At 72.5% G+C, this 16,020-nt stretch carries 12 protein-coding genes; 6 read left to right on the forward strand and 6 right to left on the reverse strand.

All coding sequences use genetic code 11. The features are described from left to right. Positions 1 to 13 precede the first annotated feature (13 nt). The 3 genes from BM237_RS00080 to BM237_RS00090 form a co-directional block, all read right to left on the reverse strand. The gene (locus BM237_RS00080) at positions 14 to 892 is read right to left on the reverse strand and encodes a DNA-3-methyladenine glycosylase family protein (protein WP_093847288.1); all 879 of its coding nucleotides are present in this window, start codon (positions 890 to 892) and stop codon (positions 14 to 16) included. 142 nt (positions 893 to 1,034) lie between these two features. Continuing rightward, entirely contained in the window at positions 1,035 to 2,117 is a 1,083-nt protein-coding gene (gene manB, locus BM237_RS00085) for a mannose-1-phosphate guanylyltransferase (RefSeq protein ID WP_093846446.1), read from the reverse strand. A 156-nt stretch (positions 2,118 to 2,273) separates the two neighbouring features. Then, entirely contained in the window at positions 2,274 to 3,626 is a 1,353-nt protein-coding gene (locus BM237_RS00090) for a peptidoglycan recognition protein family protein (protein ID WP_093846447.1), read from the reverse strand. A 136-nt stretch (positions 3,627 to 3,762) separates the two neighbouring features. Between BM237_RS00090 and BM237_RS00095 the strand changes: the two genes are divergently transcribed. From BM237_RS00095 to BM237_RS00110, 4 genes are all read left to right on the forward strand, one after another. Beyond that, positions 3,763 to 4,563 carry a TIGR03089 family protein gene (locus tag BM237_RS00095; RefSeq protein ID WP_093846449.1) on the forward strand — a complete coding sequence of 267 codons (801 nt, stop codon included), beginning with the start codon at positions 3,763 to 3,765 and terminating at the stop codon, positions 4,561 to 4,563. A gap of 190 nt (positions 4,564 to 4,753) precedes the next feature. Continuing rightward, positions 4,754 to 5,983, forward strand: coding sequence for an LCP family protein (locus BM237_RS00100; protein ID WP_245793325.1), 1,230 nt, complete (start codon positions 4,754 to 4,756; stop codon positions 5,981 to 5,983). 252 nt (positions 5,984 to 6,235) lie between these two features. Then, positions 6,236 to 8,068 carry an LCP family protein gene (locus BM237_RS00105; RefSeq protein ID WP_093846453.1) on the forward strand — a complete coding sequence of 611 codons (1,833 nt, stop codon included), beginning with the start codon at positions 6,236 to 6,238 and terminating at the stop codon, positions 8,066 to 8,068. Between the two features lie 128 nt (positions 8,069 to 8,196). Further along, entirely contained in the window at positions 8,197 to 9,819 is a 1,623-nt protein-coding gene (locus BM237_RS00110; RefSeq protein ID WP_093846455.1) for an LCP family protein, read from the forward strand. Positions 9,820 to 9,900: 81 nt separating this feature from the next. Here the strand turns inward: BM237_RS00110 and BM237_RS00115 are convergent, their stop codons facing one another. Next, positions 9,901 to 10,944 carry a glycosyltransferase family 2 protein gene (locus BM237_RS00115; protein ID WP_281253866.1) on the reverse strand — a complete coding sequence of 348 codons (1,044 nt, stop codon included), beginning with the start codon at positions 10,942 to 10,944 and terminating at the stop codon, positions 9,901 to 9,903. A 147-nt stretch (positions 10,945 to 11,091) separates the two neighbouring features. On the opposite strand from BM237_RS00115, the gene BM237_RS00120 reads away from it, so the two are divergent. Further along, the gene (locus BM237_RS00120; protein ID WP_093846457.1) at positions 11,092 to 12,756 is read left to right on the forward strand and encodes an LCP family protein; all 1,665 of its coding nucleotides are present in this window, start codon (positions 11,092 to 11,094) and stop codon (positions 12,754 to 12,756) included. Between the two features lie 22 nt (positions 12,757 to 12,778). Here the strand turns inward: BM237_RS00120 and BM237_RS00125 are convergent, their stop codons facing one another. Beyond that, entirely contained in the window at positions 12,779 to 13,330 is a 552-nt protein-coding gene (locus BM237_RS00125; protein WP_093846459.1) for an acyl-CoA thioesterase, read from the reverse strand. A 166-nt stretch (positions 13,331 to 13,496) separates the two neighbouring features. On the opposite strand from BM237_RS00125, the gene BM237_RS00130 reads away from it, so the two are divergent. Next, positions 13,497 to 14,696 carry an LCP family protein gene (locus tag BM237_RS00130; protein ID WP_425443617.1) on the forward strand — a complete coding sequence of 400 codons (1,200 nt, stop codon included), beginning with the start codon at positions 13,497 to 13,499 and terminating at the stop codon, positions 14,694 to 14,696. A gap of 111 nt (positions 14,697 to 14,807) precedes the next feature. On the opposite strand, the gene BM237_RS00135 is transcribed toward BM237_RS00130, so the two are convergent. Next, the gene (locus tag BM237_RS00135) at positions 14,808 to 15,986 is read right to left on the reverse strand and encodes an acyl-CoA dehydrogenase (RefSeq protein ID WP_093846463.1); all 1,179 of its coding nucleotides are present in this window, start codon (positions 15,984 to 15,986) and stop codon (positions 14,808 to 14,810) included. Positions 15,987 to 16,020: the final 34 nt, after the last annotated feature.

A 16,020-nucleotide genomic window follows, 5' to 3' on the forward strand; every position in this document is an offset into this window, starting at 1 on the left:
GGAGCGGAAGCGGTCACAGGCGTGCGATGTCGCCGCGGGGGAAGCGCGGCGCGCGGCGGGGCGGGGTGCGGCCGGTGGCCAGGATCAGCCGTGTGGCGCGGTGGCGCTGGCCCGCGTAGGGGGCGAGCAGTTCCAGCATCCGCGCGTCGTCACCGTCGCGCGCGCCGGTGAGCGCGTGGACCACGATCCCCGGCAGGTGCAGGTCGCCGACCGTCACCGCGTCCGCCGCGCCGCTGACGCGCTGGAGGGTCTCGGCCGCCGTCCACGGGCCGATGCCGGGGATCGCCGTCAGGCGGGCCACCGCCTCGGCCTCCTCCATGCGCGCGGCCTCCTCCATGCGCCGGGCGCGTGCCACCGCGCGCAGGATCGCCGAGGAGCGCTTGTCGTCCACCCCGGCCCGGTGCCACTCCCAGGAGGGGATCAGCGCCCAGGTGCGCGGCCCGGGCATCACGTACATGTGCTCCGGCAGCCGGCCGGGCGGGCCCGGCGCGGGCTCGCCGTGGCGGCGCAGCAGCAGTCGCCAGGCGCGGTACGCCTCGTCCGTGGTGACCTTCTGCTCCAGGATCGAGGGGATCAGCGACTCCAGGACCAGTCCGGTGCGCACCAGCCGCAGTCCGGGGTGGCGGCGGTGCGCCTCCGCCACGAGCCGGTGGCGGGGGACGAAGGCCGACGGGTCGTCGCCGGCGCCGAGCAGCGCCGGGAGGCGGTCGAGGATCCACTCGGCGCCCGGTCCCCACGCCTCGCCCACCACCTCGCCCGCGCCCGCGTCCGGCGCGACGCGCAGTGTGGCCGGGCCCAGGGGGGTGCGGGTGGCCCGCCAGACCGCGCCGCCGGCCACCCGGTAGGCGGGGTCGTACGGGCCGCGCCGGAGCACCCGCAGATTGCGGCGCAGGTCGTGCGGCCCGAACGGCCGCGGCGGGGCCCAGCGGCGGACGGCGGGGGCGGGATCGGGGCAGGAGCCGGATACGGGGCCGGGGCTGTCGAGGTTGTCGAGGTCGCCGGGGTCGGAGTCGGTCACGGTTCGGCGCTCCGGGTCAGCGGTCGGAGGAGAAGCGGACCGAGCCCGCCTCAAGGCGGGCGCCGCACCACACCCGGATGCCGTCGCGCAGTTCGTTGTCCTCGCCCACGACCGCACCGTCTCCGATGACCGCGCCCTCCAACACCGTACGCGCCCCTATGCGCGCCCCCGTGCCGACGAGCGAGTCGCGCACCACGGCGCCCGGCCCGACGACCGCGCCGTCCAGCACCGTGCTGCCGTGCACCCGGGCCCCCTCCGCGATCACCGCACCCGCGCCGACCGCCGTACCGCCGGTCAGCTTGGCTCCGGGGGCCACCTCCGCGCCGTCCAGCACCAGCCGCTCGCCGCGGCGGCCGGGCACGGCCGGGGAGGGTGCGCGGCCGAGCACCAGATCGGCCGAGCCGCGGACGAAGGCCTGCGGGGTGCCGAGGTCGAGCCAGTAGGTGGAGTCGACCATGCCCCGCAGCTGGGCTCCCTCGGCGAGCAGCCCGGGGAAGGTCTCACGCTCGACGGAGACCGGGCGGCCGGCGGGGATGGTGTCGATCACGGACCGGTCGAAGACGTACGCGCCCGCGTTGATCTGGTCGGTGACGATCTCCTCGGGGGTCTGCGGCTTCTCCAGGAAGGCGGTGACCCGGCCGTCGGCGTCGGTGGGGACCAGGCCGAAGGCTCGCGGGTCCGCGACCCTCGTCAGATGGAGGGAGACGTCGGCGCCGGAGGAGGTGTGGGTCTCCACCAGGGCGCGGATGTCGAGGCCGGTGAGGATGTCGCCGTTGAAGACCAGTACCGGGTCGCCGGGGCCGCAGTGGAGCCGGGAGGCGACATTGCGGATGGCGCCGCCGGTGCCCAGCGGCTCCTCCTCGGTGACGTACTCCAGGTGGAGCCCCAGGTCCGACCCGTCGCCGAAGTACGGCTCGAAGACCTCGGCGAGGTAGGAGGTGGCGAGCACCACGTGCTCCACCCCGGCCGCGCGGGCACGGGCCAACTGGTGGGTGAGGAAGGGAACTCCCGCCGCCGGGACCATGGGCTTGGGGGTGTGGACCGTCAGCGGCCGCAGCCGGGTTCCCCTGCCCCCGACGAGGAGGATCGCTTCTGTCACCGGTTCTTCTCTGCTTCCTGCTGGGGACCGTGCCTGGTGGCCGGGCCAGTGTAGGCGGCCCGGCCGGCACGGTCCCCGGTGCGGCGGTCCGCCGGCCCGGGGCCGCGCCGGCGGCGGGTACGGCGCGGGGCCGAAGCCTCCTGCCGCCGCCTGCCGCTACCTGCCCTGCAACCGGGCAGCGGTGGCCCGGATGGTGCCCAGCCTGGAGTAGAGCCGGTCGCCCGGGCAGCCGGTGACATAGCCGTCCCGGTGCCCGGAGACGGTGCGGAGCCTGACGGTGGTGCCCTTGCGGTACTTGCCGCCGCCGGAGGTCATGGCGGCGGTGCCGCGCGGGTCGACGCCGTGCAGGCCCAGCTTCCAGGCGACGAGCTTGGAGACGGCGTTCACCGCGGCCCCGGAGGGGTTGGTGCTGTTGTACGAGCCGAGGACGGCGATACCGGTGCTGTCGTGGTTGAAGCCGTAGGTGTGGGCTCCCATCACCGGGTTGGCCACACCGCCGGCGCGGCCCTCGTAGATCTTCCCGCACTTGTCGACGAAGAAGTTGTAGCCGACGTCCCGCCAGCCGTTGCTCTGGACGTGGTAGCGGTAGATGCCCCGGATGATGGAGGCGGACTGGCCGCACGAGTAGTTGTTGCTCATCGCCGTGTGGTGGACGAAGGCCGTCTTGACCGTCCTGGTGTAGAGGAACGGTCCACGCAGCCGCTCGTCGGCCCCCCACCCTCTGCGGGTGACGATGCCGGGCCGGGGGCCGATGGGGGCGTCGGCCCCGGCCTCCGACTGCCCGGCCCGGCCCGCCTGCTCGGCTTGCTCGGCCTGGCCGGCGGCCCGTACCGCGAGCAGGTCCTCGCCGGCCTCCTGCCGGTCCAGGGCCGGGATCTCCAGGGCTCCGGCCGGTGCGAGCGCGGAGTTCGCCTCGCCCGCGGGGTTCTCCTTCCCGGTCCCGGCGGCGGGGTCGTCGCCGGGGTTGACCAGATCCAGGCGCAGCCCCTCGGGCAGCCGGTGCGCCCCGGAGGCGCCCTCCTCCGGCAGGACACGGGCCTGTACGCCGTTGGAGTCGCCCACCCACAGCGGCGCCGTCGCTCCGCGCACCTGGTCCCCGCGGGACTCGGCCGAGTCGGGGTCGGGCCGGTCGGCGTGGGTCTCCAGCTCCTGCCAGGACGACCACTCGCCGGTGGCCGCGGACTTGGTGCGCACCTGGATCCGGCCGTGCAGCTCCTCCTCCGGGTCGTCCCAGACCACGCCGAGCAGCGAGAAGGGTTCGACCTCGCGGGCCGGGAGACCGAGGGACACCGAGTCGGAGGAGCCGGGCGGCGTGGTCGTGGGCGGCGGGGTGAGGGGAACGAGCGGCAGCGACTGGGTGCTGCCGGGCAGCCGGGGGGCCGCCACGGACTCGGAAACGGGTGCGGGGGCCGCGGAGGCGCTGCTTGCCAGGCCGCCGGGCGCGGTCAGCGGCAGCACCGCGGCCGCTGCGCACGCGACGCCGATCGATGACGCAATGAATGCACGCATAAATCTGATATTGGACACAGGGGATACGGCTGTCTAACGGGGAGCTGACGCCCGGTCGCCCTGAGTTGTGCCCACCGGGCACCGAAAGCACCCCGTTCCGGCTCCTCCGGGCGGCGGTCCGCGTACCCTGGCGCCGATGAACACCACCGATCGCACCCCTGCCGACCTGCTGCGATCCGCGCTCGCCGCGGACGCCGCCCGCCCGCTGGTGACCTTCTACGACGACGCCACCGGCGAGCGCGTCGAACTCTCCGTCGCCACCCTCGCCAATTGGGTGGCGAAGACGGCCAACCTCCTGCAGGGCGAACTGTCCGCCGAGCCCGGCGACCGGCTCGCGCTGCTGCTGCCCGCCCACTGGCAGACCGCGGTCTGGCTGCTGGCCTGCTCCTCCACCGGAGTCGTCGCCGAACTGCCCGCCGACACCACCGACACCGCGGGTACGACCGGAATGGACTCGGCCTCCTCCCTCGCCGCGGCCGCCGACCTCGTCGTCAGCGGCCCGGACACCCTGGAGGCGGCCCGCGCCTGCACCGGCGAGCGCATCGCGCTCAGCCTGCGCCCCCTGGGCGGCCGCTTCCCCCGGCCGCCCGAGGGCTTCACCGACTACGCCGTCGAGGTGCCGGGCCAGGGCGACCACTTCGCCCCCTTCTCCCCCGTCGACCCGGACGCGCCCGCACTGGCCGTCGGCGGCCGGGAGCTGACCGGGGCGCAGGTCGTCGAACGCGCCCGCGCCGACGCCGGGGCACGCGGACTCGGCCCCGGCGCACGCCTGCTGTCGGGACTGCCGTACGGCACCTGGGAGGGGCTGTCCGCAGGCCTGTTCGCCCCGCTGGCCGCCGGAGGCTCGGTCGTGCTCTGCCGCCACCTGGACCGTCTGGACGCGGCGGGGCTGGAGGAGCGCGGGCGGAGCGAGCGCATCACCCACACGGCCGACTGACCCACCGTCGGCCCACCCGCCCGCCCCGGCATTCATCCCACAACCGAACACATCCCTCCGGTCTCCGGTCGTACGGAGGTTTTTCCTCCCCCGGTACAACCACCGGCCCCTCCCGGGTGTCTGTACAGAAGACCGGCGACCGCACGGCTGTGCGCGAACCGCCGCCGACCGCTGAGGGATGAACACATACGTGACCGAACCCGAGGACGCGCAGCAGACCGGCCTCCCCCACCCGCCGCCCCGGCCGCACCGCCGGTGGCTGCGCTGGGCCGCGCTGGGCGCGTCGCTCGCCGTACTCGCGGCGGGCGGCGCGGCCTGGTTCCTCTACAACAGACTCGACGGCAACATCCGCACCGACACGGAGGCCGTCGAGCAGTTGCGGCGCTTCGAGCGGGAGCGCCCCGCCGCGGTCGTGCACGAGGCGAAGAACATCCTGCTCATCGGCTCCGACGACCGCAGTGGCGACAACGGCAGGTACGGGCGGGACAGCGGCACCCAGCGCTCCGACACCACGATCCTGCTCCACCTGTCCGCCGACCGCTCCAGCGCCACCGGGGTGTCGATACCGCGTGACCTGATGGTGGACATACCCGAGTGCTCCCGGCCCGACGGCACGGCCGCCGGGCCGCTGTTCGCGCAGTTCAACTGGGCTTATGAGATGGGCGGGGCGGCCTGCACGATCCGCACTGTCGAGAACCTGACCGGCATCCGCGTGGACCACCATCTGATCGTGGACTTCACCGGCTTCGAGAAGCTGGTGGACGCGGTCGGCGGCGTCGAGGTGTGCCTGGCCGAGCCCGTGAACGATCCCGAGGCGCACCTCGTTCTGGACGCCGGGCCCCAGCGGCTCGACGGCGAGCAGGCCCTCGGCTACGTACGCGCCCGCAAGGGCATCGGCGACGGCAGCGACACCCAGCGGATGGAGCGGCAGCAGGAGTTCCTGACCACCATGCTGAGCCAGGTGCGCGACGACGGGCTCCTGACCGATCCGGCCGAGCTCTACCGGGTGCTGGACGCGGTGACGTCGTCGCTCACGGCCGACCCCGGACTGGACTCCCTCTCCGAGCTCTACGACCTGATCAGCGGCGTCCGCGGCATCCCGGAGGACCGGGTGCGGTTCATGACCGCGCCCCGGCAGCCGTACACCTACGACCCCAACCGCGACGAGCTGGTGCAGCCTGACGCGGACCTGCTGTTCGAGGCGCTGCGCGAGGACCGGCCGGTGCCGGAGGAAGGGCGGCGCCCTTCCGGGTCCCCCTCCGCCGGGCCGCTGACCGGGCCGTCCGCCGGGGCCGGGGTACCCGCGTCGGACACCGGGACCGAAGCACCGGAGCCGGGTGGTTCACCCACCGGTTCACCCACCGGTTCGCCGTCCCCCGGGGAGTCCGCGGACGACACGGCCGGGAGCCTGTGCGGATGAGCGCGGGCGCGCCGGAACGCGGGAGAACGCGAGAGAAACAGCACAGAGAACTGCTCAAGGGATTGAAATGGAATGTCCGTTTGAGGAAGAAAGTAACCTGCCTGCGGGGGTGCTTGACACCGGGCCGCGGCAGATAGTGTGAGCAATCCGGTGCGCTCGCCCATGAACGCTGCGCACCACCGGAGACCGACCGAGCGCCTTGATGCCTGGCAGGGAAGGCGCTGCGTGGCACGACGGAGGACTCAGGCAACCGTGGACGCGCAAAGCCGTGGGCGGGCGGGTGACATCGATCCCGCAGACCAGTGGGTGTTCGACCCGGAGACGGGCGACTACAAGCTGCGACCGCCAGCCCCCGCTGCGCGACCGTCCCCCTCCCCCCGCCCGTCCTCGCAGGCCGACAACCCCGCGCCCCGTGCCGGCCGTCGGCAGGCCCCGCCGCACGGCGAGGTGCCCCGGCAGCGCAGGCGGCGTCCGGAGGGCGGGAGCACGCCGGAGGACGGCGCGAGGAACGGTGCGGCGGACGGCGAGAAACCGGCCGGACGGGCCGCGGCGCGCAAGGCGGCCGGTGGCAGGGCGGCCGCGCGCCAGGCCGCGGGCGGCAGGGCGGCCTCCCGGCGCAAGGCCAGGCCGAAGAAGTCCGTGAAGAAGAAGGTGCTGCTGTGGACGGGCGGTGTGACGGCCTTCATGGTCACCGGCACCGCCGTCGCCGCCTACCTCGCCTACGAGCACTTCAACGGCAACATCGACACCGTCGACGTCGGTGACGCCGCCGAGGGCGGCTTCGGCAGCGACGGCCCGCTCAACATCCTGCTGATCGGCACCGACAAGCGCACCGGCGAGGGCAACGAGGGCTACGGCGACAAGAACAGCCCCGGCCACGCCGACACCACGTTCCTCCTCCATGTCTCGGCGGACCGCACCAACGCCACCGTGATGAGCATCCCCCGGGACCTGAAGACCGACATCCCCGACTGCCCCACCAAGCGGGAGGACGGCACCACCAAGGTCATCCCGGGTGAGCAGGACGTCCGGTTCAACACCAGCCTCGGCCAGGCGGGCCGGGACCCGGGCTGCACCATGCGCACCGTCAAGGAGATGACCGGGCTGGACGTCCACCACTTCATGATGGCGGACTTCAACGCCGTCAAGACGCTGACCACCGCGGTCGGCGGTGTCCCGGTCTGCCTGGAGAAACCGGTCGACGACCCCAAGTCCCACCTCGAACTCCCCGCCGGCGAGAGCGTCGTCGAGGGCGAGCAGGCCCTGGCCTTCGTCCGCACCCGCGGCAGCTTCGGGAACAAGGGCGACCTGGACCGCATCAAGGTCCAGCAGCAGTTCCTGAGTTCGATGATCCGCCAGTTCAAGTCGAACGACACCCTCACCGACCCGGGCAAGCTGTGGGACCTGGCGGAAGCGGCCACCAAGGCGCTCACCGTCGACACCGGCATAGGCACCATCAAGAAGCTGAGCGACCTGGGCAGGGAACTCAGCGGCATCAAGACCAAGAACATCTCCTTCCTGACGGTCCCGGTGGCCGACAACCCCGCGGAGAAGGTCAAGGCCACGGTCGTCCTCCAGCAGCCCAAGGCCTCCCAGGTCTTCGCGATGCTGCGCGAGGACGTCTCCTTCACCGAGGTGGAGAAGAAGGAGAAGGCCGCCAAGGACAAGGCCAAGAAGGAGCAGGAGGCGCTGCTCAAGGGCGAGCGGGCCGCGGCCTCCGACGTACGTGTGGAGATCCTCAACGGCGGGGAGATCGCCGGGGCCGCGCAGACGACGCTCACCTGGCTGCAGAACACCCAGAGCGTGCTGAAGTCCAGCAACGGCGGCAACGCGCCCGAGCAACTCGACAGAACGACCCTGGAGTACGGGCCCAACCAGGCCGACCAGGCCCGCAAGCTCGCCGACATCATGGGCCTGCCCGCCTCGGCCCTGAAGCCCGGCTCCGTGGACGCCGGGCCGATGGAGCCGATGGTGCTGACGCTCGGCGCCGACTTCAAGGAGGCCGGCCTCCCCATCGCCGCCCCGGCGAAGGCTCCGGAGGACCTCGGGAAAGTGGAAGCCGACAAGAAGATATGCGCCAAGTGAATCCCGCGCGCCGCTTCCGCGCACGGGCCGAGTCGTAGGGAGAGGGCCCGTTGGGGCAGCGCACCGCAGGGGGGAGAGGCGCACACGAACGCGCCCCTCGGCCGGAGGACTTCGGCTGGAACGACAGCATGTACGACGAGCCGGACGCATCCGGGGAACCGGAGGGATCCGTGAGGTCCGGGCAGAGCCGGGAAGGCGGGGAGGGCGGGGCCGGCGGCCCCGGGGACGCGGCGCCCGCGTCCGGCGGGCCGGGGCACCGCGCCGGTGGCCCGAGGCGGCCGGCCGGCCGCGGCAGACGGGTGCTGCGCTGGACGGCGCTCTCCCTGTCCGTGCTGATACTCGGCACGGCGGGCGCCGGCTACCTCTATTACGAGCACCTCAACAGCAACCTCACCAGGAAGCCCCTCACCCTCGGCGACAACCAGCTCAAGCACCGGCAGAACGCGGAGGGCCGCACCCCCCTCAACATCCTGCTGCTGGGCTCCGACAGCCGTAACTCCGAGCGGAACCTCGAACTGGGCGGCTCCCGGAGGGACGTGGGGCGCAAGCCGCTGGCCGACGTCCAGATGCTGCTGCATCTCTCGGCCGACCGCGACAGCCTCTCGGTGCTCAGCATCCCCCGGGACACCAAGGTGACCATCCCCGAGTGCACCGACCCCGAGGACGAGTCGAAGCACCCGCAGAGGATCGGCAAGATCAACTCCAGTCTCCAGTACGGCGGACCGGGCTGCACGGTCGCCACCTGGATGGAACTGACCGGCATCCCCATCGATCACTTCATGATGATCGACTTCGCGGGTGTGGTGGACATGGCCGACGCGGTGGGCGGCGTCCCGGTCTGCGTGGACGCCAACATCCACGACAGCAGGTCCGGTCTGCGCCTGGAGAAGGGCGAGACCACCGTCCGCGGCGAGCAGGCCCTGCAGTGGCTGCGCACCCGGCACGGTTTCGGGGACGGCACGGACATCGGCCGGGCGCGGGCCCAGCACATGTACATGAACTCGATGGTGCGCCAGCTCAAGGCGGGCACCAAGCTCACCGACCCGGGCAAGCTCAGGTCGCTCGCCGAGGCCGCCACCGAGGCACTCACCGTCGACGACGGCATCGAGGGCGTCAAGGACCTCTACGACCTGGGCAACGAACTCAAGCAGGTCCCCACCGAGCGGATCACCATGGTCACCATGCCGTGGGAGTACTCCGACGGCGGCAGCTACGTGGTGCCCAAGCCCGGCGACGCCGAGAAGGTCTTCTCCCTCATCCGGGACGACATCGCCCTCGACGGCAAGGACGAGAAGCCGAAGAAGGAGAAGAAGACCTCCGACCCCGCCGCTCCGGCCGACGAGATCCCGGTACAGGTCCGCAACGGCACCCGCACCGTCACCCTCGGACCCGTCAACGGCCGCGCGGGCGTCATCACCGAGGAGCTGCGGCGGCTCGGCTTCACCCAGGCCGGGACCGACCCCGAGGAGACTCCCCAGGCCGACACCACCGTGTCGTACCCGAGCGAGGACCTGCGCGGTGACGCCCTGGCCGTGGCCAAGGCCCTGGGCCTGCCCGGGCGTTCCGTACGCCAGTCCGCCGGCGTCGAACAGGTCACCGTGGTGATCGGCGCCGACTGGCGGGAGGGGAACGCCTACCCCGAGCAGCCCGCACCCGAGGAGGACGACGAGCGCGGAGCCCCCGAGAGCGCGAACGCGCTCAACGGCGACGAGAAGAAGTGCATGAACGTCAACCCCGCCCACACCTGGTGATCCGTTCCCCCCGGGGAACGGAAACGGGCCGCGTCCCCGGGGAACGGGGGCGCGGCCCGTGGTGTGTGCGGCGGACCCCGGTCAGCCGCCGGCCGTCACCGGCTCCCGGCGGCTGGCCTTCACCTTCTCCGCCAGCTTCCGAGGGCTCGTCAGAAAGCCCCAGCCCCAGGACATGTGCATGGTGGCCAGCGCCAGCGGGATGCGCACCCGCGCCCCGAACGGCAGCCCCTTCCCCGCCGGGACCGAACCCGCGGTGATGGCCGCCAGGTAGCCGCCCGGGACGACCAGGGCCCACGGCGTGACCAGCGCGCCCGCCACCACTCCCGCCCCGATGGCAACCACGGCCGCCGGCGGCGCCAGGTAGCGCAGGTTGATCGAGCCCGAGTGGTAGCGGGCCACCACATGCCGCCAGCGGCCGTAGTTGCGGTACTGCTTGGCCAGCGCGCGGACGCTGGGCCGGGGTCGGTAGGAGACCAGCAGCTTTGGCGAGAACCAGATCAGCCCGCCGTCCTGGCGGATGCGGAAGTTCAGCTCCCAGTCCTGCGCCCGGATGAACTCCTCGTTGTAGCCGCCCTGCCGCTCCAGCACCTCCCGGCGGAAGACGCCCAGGTAGACCGTCTCGGCCTCGCCCGCCTCGCCGCCGGTGTGGAAGGCCGCGTTCCCCACCCCGATCCTGGAGGTCATGGCGGCGGCCACGGCCTTCTCCCAGTCGTTCTCGCCCTCGGCGTGCATGATGCCGCCGACGTTGGCCGCGCCGGTCTCCTCCAGCAGCCGCACGGCGGTCGCGATGTAGTCGGGCGAGAGCATCCCGTGCCCGTCCACCCGCACCACGACCGGGTGGCGGGAGGCGGCGATGGCCGCGTTGAGACCGGCGGGGGTGCGGCCGGTGGGGTTGGGCACGGTGCGCACCCGCGGGTCCTCGCGGACCAGCTCGGCGGCGATGGAGTCGGTGCGGTCCCCGGAGGGGCCGAGCGCGATCACGACCTCCAGCTCACCGGCGTAGTCCTGCTCCAGGATGTGCCGCACCGAGCTGCGCAGATGACGCTCCTCGTTGAGCACCGGCATGATCACGGAGACCGCGGGCGGCGCCGCGGCCGGGGAGGTGGGTTCGACAGGAGAGCTCACCGGGTCACGGTACCGCGATCGGGTGATCCGCCCGCACGGCAGCCGGGTGGCCGCGGGCGGCGGGCGGCGTGGGACCGGCGGTCGGTAGATCGTATGGGCCTATGTTGGCCGCTTCCTGGCCCCCACCGCCACGGAGGTGCTTCCCCGATGCCCGCACGGTCCCGTCAGCGCGGTCGCCACGCCCGTCCCCGGCCGAAGCGGCGGGGTCCGTCCCGCTGGGGCTTCCGGGCGGCCACCGCCGTCTCGGTGATGGTGCTGACGGCCGGCGGCATCGGCCACGCGCTGGTCTCCGGGCTGGACGGCCGGCTGAAGCGGGTGGACCCCTTCCACGGGCTCAGCCACCGCCCCCGAAGCGGCGACGGCCTCAACTTCCTGGTCGTCGGCACCGACGGACGCGACACCGTCACCGAGCAGGAGCGGCGGCGGTACTCCCTGGGCGGGACGCCCTGCAACTGCACCGACACGCTCATGCTGGTGCACCTGTCCGCCGACCGCGACCGGGCCAGCGTGGTGAGCATCCCCCGCGACTCGTACACCGAGTTCCCCCCGCACACCGATCCCGCCACCGGCGAGCTCCGCACCGGCCGCACCGGGAAGATCAACGCCGCCTACTCGCTCGGCGGCCCGCACCTGACCGTCCGCACCGTCGAGAAGATGACGGGGGTGCGCGTCGACCACTACCTGGAGGTCGACTTCACCAGCTTCATGCGGACCGTCGACGCCCTGGGCGGCGTCCCGGTGTGCACCACCCGGCCGCTGACCGACAGCCGCAGCGGCCTCGACCTGCCCGCCGGCACCACCCGGCTCGACGGCGGCCGGGCCCTGCAGTACGTCCGCGCCCGGCAGGTGGACGCCGAGGGAGACCTCGGCCGCATCAGGCGCCAGCAGCGCTTCCTGGCCTCCGTGATCGACGAGGCGACCGGGAGCGGCGTGCTGACCGACCCGGCCCGGCTGCGCCGGGTCGCCTCGGCACTCCTGGGATCGGTGCGCGCCGACCGGGACTTCGGCGCCCACGAACTGCTGACCCTGGGGCGGGCGATGCGCGGCTTCACCGCGGCCTCCTCGGAGTTCGCCTCGGTGCCCCTGGAGGACCCCGACCACAGCGTGCCCGGCATCGGCTCCACCGTGACCTGGGACGAGGAGAAGGCCGGGAAGCTGTTCGCGGCGCTGCGCCGGGACCGGCCGCTGTCGCCCGGCGCCACGGCGGGCACGAGAGACGGCACGGAGCGGCACGGTACGGGGCGACACGGTACGGGGCACGCCGCAGGGCACGGAAAGCGACCCGACGGCAAGAACCTCGACGAGGAGCCGGGCGCGGCGGCGCGTCCGTCCGGCCCCCTCCCGGTCCGGGTGGACCCGGGCAAGATCCGGGTGCAGATCGAGAACGGCACACCGATCGCCGCCCTCGGGGCGCGGGTGGACCGCGAGTTGCGCGCCATCGGCTTCGACACCACCGGCACTCCGCGCGGCGCGGAGAAGCAGGACGTGCGGCACACGGTCATCCGTCATGACCCCGAGTGGGACCGCTCGGCGCGTGCCCTGGCCACCGCGCTGCCCGGCGCGGAGCTGGAGGAGGTCGAGGGGCAGGGACGGGTGATGGAGGTCGTGCTGGGCTCCGACCACCGCGAGGTGCTGCGGGTGCGCCACGCTCCCGAGTCCTCCGCGTCTCCGGCGCCGGACTCGAAGGAGGCCAAGAAGGCCAAGGAGGCCAAGGAGGCGGAGGAGGCCAAGGAGGCGGAGGAGCCCTCGCGCCCGGAGGGCGGGGGCACGAACGGAAAGGCGGTCACGGGCGACGAGGTCGTCTGCCCGTGACCGCGGGGCCGGGCCGTACGGCTCAGTCCTCGGTCATGCCCTCGGCCGCCCGCCGGTCGCGCAGCTCCTTGATGGCGCGGCGCCTGGCGAGCCGGTGCGTACGCCGGATCTGCGCCTCCTGCCAACGCCGCTTGTCGCGCTCGGACTCGGGAACCACCGGCGGTACGGGACGCGGCCGGCCGTTCTCGTCGACCGCGGTGAACACCAGATAGGCGGAGGCGACCTGGGTGGCGGGCGTGGACTCGTTCCACCGCTCGGCCAGCACCCGCACGCCGACCTCCATCGAGGACCGGCCGGTCCAGTTCACCTGGGCCTTCACATGCACCAGGTCGCCCACCCGGACCGGCTCCAGGAAGACCATCTCGTCCATCGACGCCGTGACCGCCGGCCCCCCGGAGTGCCGTCCGGCGACCGCGCCCGCCGCGTCGTCGACCAGCTTCATGATCACACCGCCGTGGACGGTGCCGAGGAGGTTGGTGTCGTTCCCCGTCATGATGTGGGACAGGGTGGTGCGGGACGCCGCGGTGGGCTTGCCCGGCGGTTCGTGCGGGGTGGCCTGGGCCTGAGTGGTCATGCTTCCACCCTAAGCCGCCCGTCACGGGCGGAACCGGGTGGCCCGGTGTGATCCCGTACGCTCCCCGCCGGATCCGCCCCGCAATGCATCAGCTCTGCAACAGCCGCGCTTCTGTTCCGCCCCCCTGTCTATGGCGCGCCCGGTCCGGGAGGGCACACTGCCTCCCATGACTGACTGGCCCAACAGCGGCGGCGTCGGCCCGCGCCCGGTTCCCAACCGCTCCGTACCGACGACCGGATACGGCAACGACCCCGGCGGCGGCTCCGGTTACGGCGGACAGGCGAGCTACGACTCCGGCTACAACACGGGCCAGGTCTACGCCGGTTCCGGTTACGCGGGCGGCGGCCCGGCCGGACCCGCCGGGCCCGGCTACGGCGACGCGAGACCCGCGCCGGACTGGGGCCGCCGGTTCAAGGTGGGGCTCGTCACACTGCTCGTCGTGCTGCTGGTGTGGTCGGTCGGCACGTACTTCTGGGCCGACTCCAAGCTGCGCCGGGAGGTCGATCTGAGCACGGTCATGGACCGGCCCGAGAAGGGCGAGGGCACCACCTACCTCATAGTCGGCTCCGACAGCCGCGAGGGGCTGTCGGACGAGGAGCGCAAGGAACTGCGCACCGGTTCGGCGGAGGGCAAACGCACCGACTCCATGATCATCCTGCATGTGGGCCCCGAGGGGAACACGATGGTCTCCCTGCCGCGCGACTCCTGGGTCACCATCCCCGAGTTCAAGGGCTCCGAGAGCGGCAAGACCTTCCCCTCCCCCGGCGCGCGCAAGCTCAACGCCGCCTACTCCATGGACGGCGCCACCCTGCTGGTCCGCACCGTCGAGTACAACACCGGCCTGCGCATAGACCACTACGCGGAGATCGGCTTCGGCGGCTTCGCCTCCATCGTGGACGCCCTCGGCGGCGTGGAGATGGACATCCCCCGCGACATCAAGGACAAGAACTCCGGCGCCGACTTCAAGAAAGGCCGCCAGACCCTCGACGGGGCCCAGGCCCTGGCCTTCGTCCGTAACCGCTACGAGGCCGGCAGCGACCTGGAGCGCACCAAGAACCAGCAGAAGTTCCTCTCCGCCCTGGCGAACCAGGCCGCCACCCCCTCCACGGTCATCAACCCCTTCCGGCTCTACCCGACGCTGGGCGCGGGCCTGGACACCCTGATCGTGGACGAGGACATGGGCCTGTTCGACCTCGCCTCGATGTTCTGGGCCATGAAGGACGTCTCGGGCGGCGAGGGCACCTCGATGAACATGCCGATAGCGGGCTCCGCCCCGCAGGGCTCGCTCAAGTGGGACATGACCAGGGTCAAGCAGCTCGTCGGGCAGCTGAAGAACGGCGAGAAGGTCACCGTCCGGGCCGACTGAACCCGCCGGCGCGGGGAAGACCGACACCATGGCCATGTGAACGTGCGGGCCCCGGACCGGACGGTCCGGGGCCCGCACGTGTTCCCGGGCGCACCGCCCGGGCAAGGCGCCTTACGGCAGGTTGCGGGCCATGACGATGCGCTGGACCTGGTTCGTGCCCTCGTAGATCTGCGTGATCTTGGCGTCGCGCATCATGCGCTCGACCGGGTAGTCGCGGGTGTAGCCGTAGCCGCCCAGCAGCTGGACGGCGTCCGTGGTGATCTCCATGGCGGCGTCGGAGGCGTAGCACTTGGCGGCCGCTCCGTAGAAGGTCAGGTCCTCGGCCCTGCCGTCGGCGCCGAGACCGACGCGCTCGGAGCGGGCGGCGGCGGCGTAGGTGAGCTGGCGGGCGGCCTCCAGCTTCATCGCCATGTCGGCGAGCATGAACTGCACGCCCTGGAAGTCGCCGATCGGCTTGCCGAACTGCTTGCGCTCGGCGACGTAGCCCTTGGCGTAGTCCAGCGCGCCCTGGGCGATGCCGAGGGCCTGGGCCGCGATGGTGATGCGGGTGTGGTCCAGGGTCTTCATCGCGGTGGCGAAACCGGTGCCCTCCTCGCCGATCATGCGGTCGGCGGGGATGCGGACGTTGTCGAAGTAGACCTCGCGGGTCGGGGAGCCCTTGATGCCGAGCTTCTTCTCCGGGGCGCCGAAGGAGACGCCCTCGTCGCCCTTCTCCACCACGAAGGCCGAGATGCCTTTGGAGCGCTTCTCCGGGTCGGTGACGGCCATCACGGTGTAGTACTCGCTGACGCCGGCGTTGGTGATCCAGCGCTTGACGCCGTTGAGAACCCAGAAGTCCCCGTCGCGCACGGCGCGGGTCTTCATGCCCGCGGCGTCCGAGCCGGCCTCCGGCTCGGAGAGGCAGTAGGAGAACATCGCGTCGCCCTTGGCCAGCGGGGCGAGGTACTTGCTCTTGATCTCCTCGGAGCCGGACAGGATCACCGGGAGGGAGCCGAGCTTGTTGACGGCCGGGATCAGGGAGGACGAGGCGCAGACGCGGGCGACCTCCTCGATCACGATGACGGTCGCGAGCGCGTCGGCGCCCGCGCCGCCGTAGGACTCGGGTACGTGGACGGCGTGCAGGTCGTTGGCGACCAGCGAGTCCAGGGCCTCCTGCGGGAAGCGGCCCTGCTCGTCCACCTCGGCCGCGAAGGGCGCGATCTTCGCCTCGGCGAGCGAGCGCACCGATTCCCGGAGCATGTCGTGCTCCTCCGACGGACGGTAGAGGTCGAAGTCGGTCGATCCCGCCACGGTGTCTCACTCCCTGGGTGCGCTGCTGCTAACT

The sequence above is a fragment of the Streptomyces mangrovi genome, from assembly GCF_900114215.1.
GTDB lineage: Bacteria > Actinomycetota > Actinomycetes > Streptomycetales > Streptomycetaceae > Streptomyces > Streptomyces barkulensis.

Excerpts from the sequence above, each read along its gene's own strand:
- BM237_RS00090 (WP_093846447.1), bottom strand. The coding sequence starts at position 3,626 with ATGCGTGCATTCATTGCGTCATCGATCGGCGTCGCGTGCGCAGCGGCC.
- BM237_RS00095 (WP_093846449.1), top strand. The coding sequence starts at position 3,763 with ATGAACACCACCGATCGCACCCCTGCCGACCTGCTGCGATCCGCGCTC.
- BM237_RS00110 (WP_093846455.1), top strand. The coding sequence starts at position 8,197 with ATGTACGACGAGCCGGACGCATCCGGGGAACCGGAGGGATCCGTGAGG.
- BM237_RS00120 (WP_093846457.1), top strand. The coding sequence starts at position 11,092 with ATGCCCGCACGGTCCCGTCAGCGCGGTCGCCACGCCCGTCCCCGGCCG.
- BM237_RS00125 (WP_093846459.1), bottom strand. The coding sequence starts at position 13,330 with ATGACCACTCAGGCCCAGGCCACCCCGCACGAACCGCCGGGCAAGCCC.
- BM237_RS00130 (WP_425443617.1), top strand. The coding sequence starts at position 13,497 with ATGACTGACTGGCCCAACAGCGGCGGCGTCGGCCCGCGCCCGGTTCCC.